This is a genomic window from Legionella drancourtii LLAP12, assembly GCF_000162755.2.
Taxonomy (GTDB): Bacteria; Pseudomonadota; Gammaproteobacteria; order Legionellales; family Legionellaceae; genus Legionella; species Legionella drancourtii.
Map to the genome: position 1 here is coordinate 44,290 of NZ_JH413796.1, position 6,000 is coordinate 50,289.

The window sequence follows — 6,000 nt, forward strand, 5'->3', positions numbered from 1 at the left end:
TATGTTTAAATAAAACAACATATCGTGTTTTTTGGTTTTTAATATGTCTACTATCGCTTTACTACCTCGGCTTATTCGTTTGAAAGATGTCCCCAAGTATATTGGCATGGACAGAAATCGATTTAATACGTTTGTAAGACCTAATCTTATAGAAATTCCTATAGGCAAACAAGGTGTAGCGTTTGATCGACTTGACCTGGATGCTTGGGTAGATCAATATAAGCAGTGTAGTGGGCGTCCAGGCGGCAAAGAGCAAAGGAGTACAAAGCCATGGGACGTAAACAAACAACAGGACTATTTAAAAGAGGCCAAGTTTGGCATATCGAAAAGCAAGTCCTTGGACATCGCATTCGAGAAAGCACTGGCACAAAGTCGCTCCAGGAAGCGGAGCAATACTTAGCTAGGCGGTGTGAAGAGATTAGACAGGCAACGATTTATGGAGTAAGGCCAAAACGCAGTTTCAAAGAAGCTGCGGTGCGATTTTTAAATGAAAATCAACATAAGGCCAGCATTGATACCGATGCAATACTCCTAAAGTCTATTTGCCCGTTTATTGGTGATTTGACCTTGGAGCAAGTGCATATAGGAACGTTGCAATCATTTATAAAAGCAAAACAAGAAGCGAAACTTAAAACGAAATCAATTAATAATACACTGGAGTTAGTTCGGCATATTTTAAACGTTGCAGCAACTGAGTGGATTGATGAGAATAGTTTAACCTGGCTTCTGGTTGCTCCTAAGATTAAATTATTGCCAGTTAAAGATGCACGAGCACCATTTCCTTTATCTTGGTCAGAGCAATCCAGGTTCTTAGAAGCATTGCCAGTTCATTTAAATCAAATGGCACGCTTTAAAGTCAATACAGGATGCCGAGAGCAAGAGGTATGTCAGTTACGTTGGGAATGGGAAAAACGTGTTCCAAGCTTAAATACGAGCGTTTTTATTATCCCTAGCCATATTAATAGGGATGGCGAGTTAAGACAGCTCGTAAAAAATGGGGAAGACCGGCTGGTTATTCTTAATGACGAAGCTAAAGCAGTCATCGAGGAGGTTAGAGGTATTCATTCTGAGTTTGTGTTTTCTTACAATGGAAAGCCAATTACACGCATGAACAACACTGCTTGGCGAAATGCGCGTAAAAAAGCAAATCTCAGTGATCTGAGAGTTCATGATTTAAAACACACTTTTGGAAGAAGACTTCGAGCAGCTGGTGTAAGTTATGAGGATAGACAGGATCTGTTAGGGCATCGTTCTGGCAGGATTACTACTCATTATTCTCAGGCTGAGTTGAGCAACTTATTGGAAGCTGCGAATTTAATTATTCAAAGCAGACGAGAAAGTAAAGAGCTTACTATTCTGAGAGTAAAACAAGGTGGAACCCACACTATCCCCACAAAATCCCCACAGTGTGAAATTAGGGCAATAGGTTAATTGAAAAGATAAGAGCTAACTATTTGATTTTAAAACGATTAAATGGTGCGCTCGGAGGGACTCGAACCCCCGACACCTTGGTTCGAAGCCAAGTACTCTATCCAGCTGAGCTACGAGCGCAATGGGGTAATGATTTGATGTGCTTTTTACTATATTTTATTTTGGTCGGAACAATCGAAACGATGACCAAAATGGTGGGCCGTGTAGGATTCGAACCTACGACACAGAGGTTAAAAGCCTCCTGCTCTACCAACTGAGCTAACGGCCCTTCAAGGGTAATTCTTAAAACAATACTACTACAACGTCTACTACAAAAACTGGTGGGCCGTGTAGGATTCGAACCTACGACACAGAGGTTAAAAGCCTCCTGCTCTACCAACTGAGCTAACGGCCCTAAAGAGGCTGAAATCATACCGGATTAGCGTAGAATTTCAAGTGTTTTTATCAATTTTTGTTATTTTTTTGTGATTTTCTCATACAATGGTTCATTTATTTGCGCACCCAATGCTTTTTTGGTTTTCTATTGAACAACTCGTGGGTGCGATTAAGATGATTTTTGTGAGGAGAATTTTTCTTGGTTAGTGCCAATCTATATGGAGGGAATGCATTTTCGTAAAAGCAAAAGAATTTTCTGTCGCTAATAGCGTGCGATTTTCAGCATTAAGTTTATTATTTAGTGAGGATGCATTGGTTCGGGAAGTAACTAAGAGCAAAACATCAGCGCCTAAAGCTCCGCAACCTTTAACTGCTAATACTTCGGGATATTCTTTAAATTGCTTAATTAACTTAAGACTATGTTCAGCAACCAGGTTTAATTGGGCTAATTGTTCATGGTAGCGGTTAATGCAGGTAATTAATTGTTGTGAATCAGCTTTTTCGAAAGCTTGTTTGGCTTCATCAACTAGAGCGGATAAATAATCGATTTTCGGGGGGAGGGCGGTGTCTTGTAAATGATGATGAGTGGCGAGTTTTACGCCCGTGTGAATTAGAAAAAAAGCTAAATCATGAAAGGGCCAATCATAAGATTGGATGATTCTGTTTTGTTTATTGATGTAGACGCATCCTTGTTGCGACTGTGCAATCACATCATAGCCACTGGGTCTTAAGCCTTTTCCAGTCCAGGATGATTGATAATAAGCGCTAAGCATGGTGTTTAGCCCGGGTGTTTTATTCTGCATGGAGCAACTGGCTAGATAACTTGCTAGAAATTGCGCGCTGGATGCGCCTAAGCCACCACGACCTGCATAAGGGTCATGCCAAGCCAAGCCTTGGTTTAAGGCTTGTTGTTGCCACCAAAGGCCTGCGGGCGATTCAGGATGAATTCCTAATAAACCTTGCTCTGCGGTGAGTGATAGCTCAAAGCAGGGGGCTGTGGTTAATACAATGGCAGAAGCTTCGGCTACTGCCGCATATTCACCTAATAAAAAGGTTTTGGCAGGGATTGACCATTTCATACAGCAATCGGTGTTTGTCTGATTTCTGCCAGTAAATCATGAGCATTATTCAGGCTGATTCGTTTATGCAGATTAAGCCAATTTTGCAAACGCTCTTTTAGTTCTGGCATTTCGTTTTCATTAGCACCCGCGGCTAGGAGTAGATTATCAATATGTAATTTCATATGGCCTTGAATAATTCCTTCCGTACACAAGGCTTTTATTGCACCTAAATTTTGTACCAGTCCGACGGCTGCGATCACTTGCGATAGTTCATTTGCTGAAGTGATATTCATCATACGCAAACACATTTTCGCCGTAGGGTGCAGGGCGGTTACACCGCCAATAGTGCCAACAATAATTGGTGCGGTGAGTCGTCCGGTCAGAACGCCATCTTGATAGCGCCAGCGGGTAATGGCTTGATAACGGCCCTCACGAGCAGCATAAGCATGTACACCGGCTTCAACGGCACGCCAATCGTTTCCCGTGGCGATGAGTACGGGATCAATGCCATTCATCACCCCTTTATTATGCGTGGCAGCTCGGTAAGGATCCATTTCGGCAAAAAGAGAGGCTTCTTGTAGTTTTTGCCCAAGCACCGGATCAATCATATTAATTGTCACTTGTGCTGTTGTTAATTTTTGGTCATTTAAGTTGGACAAAATGCACATGGTGACTTCTTCACCAGTTAACGCCTCAATCGGTGATTTTAAGTATTCTAGAACTTGATTAATGATGTTCGCACCCATGGCATCACAGCTATTCATGGTTAAATGAATTACCGCCATATCATGGCCATCTTCTCTTTTGAGTTGGCGCAATTGCAAATCAATGACTCCACCACCACGTTTTACCATGTTTGCAGCAACATCTTCATTGGCTCTTTCAATCAGATATTGGCGATTTTCTGCAAAGGTTTGTGCAAATTTGTGGAAATTAGTTACTTTGGCTAATTGAATTTGGCCGAGGATGCAATCACCCGCTACCCAGGTTTTGATTTCGCCAGACTGTCTAATCCATTTGGCTGATTTGGATAGGGCGGCAATAATCGATGTTTCTTCAACAGCCATAGGGATAACGTAGTCTTGGCCGTTAATATTAAAATTGGTGGCGACGCCTAAAGGCAGTTGAAAATAACCGATAACATTTTCAATGAGTTTGTCTGCGAGGTTTAAATCTTTGATGCCGCCATTTTTTAGAAAAGTAATATCTTCTGGGGTTACTGCGCCAAGGGCAAGCAATCTTTTAAAGCGTTCGTCACGTGAGAGTTTTGAAAATCCACGGAATAATTCGTCAGTATTTGGTGCTAGCGGCATGCTTTCTCCTTTATCTACGGCGTTACGCAAGTTTTATAGGGCAGCGTTTGCGTTGTTCAAATTGGCTGTAGTTGTCTTGCATACCTGGTTTTAGTGTTGAGAAAAATGAAGACAATTTTATCATAAAATAGTGACGCAAACCACCCAAAAATGTTTGCTTAGAGATGGAACATTGAATTTTCTGTATCAATGTTCCATAGGATTGACCTTTTAGATAAAAGTAAAGTCGGTCTCATCGTCCTGTTTGTGTTCTTCAGCTTGTTGCTGATTACTTGTTTGCTCAGATGCTGGCGTTGATTCTGGTGTGGGCTTAGAGGAGGTGAAGAAACCATATAAGGCTTTGATGGCTCCTTTTGTCAAATCGCCAGGTTGATAATTTGATTGTTCTTCTACTACAGGTTGATTAAGAGTAGCAATCCAATCTAAAAGAGCTTTAGAATAATCTCCAAATTCATAGGGTTTCTCTGAATTATTCTTGGGTATATTGGCATTAACCGAAAATAAAAAGTCAGCGACTATATTTTTTAATTTTTTTAGCTCTTGGATATTTGTTTCATCTACGTTGCTATTTAATTTTTCTGTAGCATTTAGAAGTAACAAGTAGCGAGGGCCGCGCTGTATGGGTTGGATTAAATGAGCTTGGAGGTCAAGTGGTTTTTTCCGCTCAATAAGTTCTAAAATTTTATTCGCTAGCTCTGGATTTTCTTCACTTTCGAGTCGTTGGTCGCCACGAATATAAGCGCTAATTTCTTTAAATTGACTTCGATCTTTTTTATAGGCCTCAGAAAATTGCTGATAGAGTCCTGCATAGCTCTTATAGGCATTGAAAAAGGCCGTAATTAACTGCCGTCTTTGTTCTCTTAATTTAGGGCCATCAGTAGTTTCTGTCTTAACCGCTTCTTCAACATTGGTCAATAGTTTATCAGAAATGGTTTTTAAAGCTGCGACTAATGGTTTTATGGTTGAAAGAACTTGCTTATCATTCACATCGTGATTGTGGAGGATAAGGTCTAATAATGTTAATGATTTGTTATACGTCATTTCGGTCATTACCATTTCTTTAAATACATCATTTTCAACGATAGGATTTAATTTATCTGCATCAGTCTTAGCGAACATAGGATCTTACCTCTTTATGCTAACCATCCTGGTTAATGGGTTTTTAGTAAAAAATAAATCTTTATGGATAATATAATAACACCCAATTCCTTTTCGGAACATTAACAGGTTGGAATTTTCGCTTAAATTAATTTAGTTAGATGTGATTTATGTAAATAAAATACACACTTATTGCGTATTTGCTTTGTAACTTGCAGTGGTCTTTTTCCTTTTTTTAGAGTACATTATGCCCATTTTGTGTTCATTGATTTACTAGGAGTTGGTAATGGGAAAAAGAGTTCAACAGCAGAATCAAGCTTATAATGCTTATTTACAAAGAACAGAGGATCTTACTAAGAGAATAGAAAAGTGTGCTTCAGTTGACGAATTGGATTCTATTTTAAACTTTTATAAAAAGATGCAGAAAAAAAACTTTTTTCAAGTTCCTAAGGTGGCGGGAATTGGCCAGCAAGAACATGTAAATAAGGCGAAAACAAAGCTTAACGCAGCAATTAATGCGAAACAAAAAGAGTTTACCTTATCTAAAGGTATGGATAATATAAGTGTGCAGGGGTCTAAAGCTGCTCTTGAGAGCACCGAAGTTAAAACTACTCCTGAGAGTGCAGAAGTTAAAACTACTCCTGAGAACACCGAAGTTAAAACTACTCCTGAGAACACCGAAGTTAAAACTACTCCTGAGAGTGCGGAAGTTAAAACTACTC

5 protein-coding genes and 3 tRNA genes are annotated in these 6,000 nt (G+C 39.8%); 2 read left to right on the forward strand and 6 right to left on the reverse strand.

The window, feature by feature from the left end; all coding sequences use genetic code 11:
• The first annotated feature begins 270 nt into the window (after positions 1-270).
• The gene (locus LDG_RS01020; RefSeq protein WP_006869216.1) at positions 271-1,431 is read left to right on the forward strand and encodes a tyrosine-type recombinase/integrase; all 1,161 of its coding nucleotides are present in this window, start codon (positions 271-273) and stop codon (positions 1,429-1,431) included.
• 43 nt (positions 1,432-1,474) lie between these two features.
• Here the strand turns inward: LDG_RS01020 and LDG_RS01025 are convergent.
• The 6 genes from LDG_RS01025 to LDG_RS01050 all read right to left on the reverse strand — a co-directional run bounded on the left by LDG_RS01025 (position 1,475) and on the right by LDG_RS01050 (position 5,299).
• Positions 1,475-1,551, reverse strand: a tRNA-Arg gene (locus tag LDG_RS01025).
• A 72-nt stretch (positions 1,552-1,623) separates the two neighbouring features.
• Positions 1,624-1,699: transfer RNA gene (locus tag LDG_RS01030), tRNA-Lys, on the reverse strand.
• Positions 1,700-1,749: 50 nt separating this feature from the next.
• A tRNA-Lys gene (locus LDG_RS01035) sits at positions 1,750-1,825 on the reverse strand.
• A gap of 184 nt (positions 1,826-2,009) precedes the next feature.
• On the reverse strand, positions 2,010-2,885 hold the full coding sequence (locus tag LDG_RS01040; protein ID WP_006869217.1) for a mevalonate kinase family protein: 876 nt from the start codon (positions 2,883-2,885) through the stop codon (positions 2,010-2,012).
• Complete coding sequence (locus LDG_RS01045; protein ID WP_006869218.1) at positions 2,882-4,180, reverse strand: hydroxymethylglutaryl-CoA reductase, degradative; 1,299 nt, start codon at positions 4,178-4,180, stop codon at positions 2,882-2,884. Before LDG_RS01045 ends, LDG_RS01040 begins: the two co-directional genes overlap by 4 nt.
• Positions 4,181-4,390: 210 nt before the next feature.
• The gene (locus tag LDG_RS01050; protein WP_006869220.1) at positions 4,391-5,299 is read right to left on the reverse strand and encodes a RhoGEF domain-containing protein; all 909 of its coding nucleotides are present in this window, start codon (positions 5,297-5,299) and stop codon (positions 4,391-4,393) included.
• A gap of 265 nt (positions 5,300-5,564) precedes the next feature.
• Here LDG_RS01050 and LDG_RS19475 point away from each other — a divergent pair.
• The coding region (locus tag LDG_RS19475; RefSeq protein WP_040534076.1) for a hypothetical protein at positions 5,565-6,000 on the forward strand (436 nt) is incomplete at its 3' end.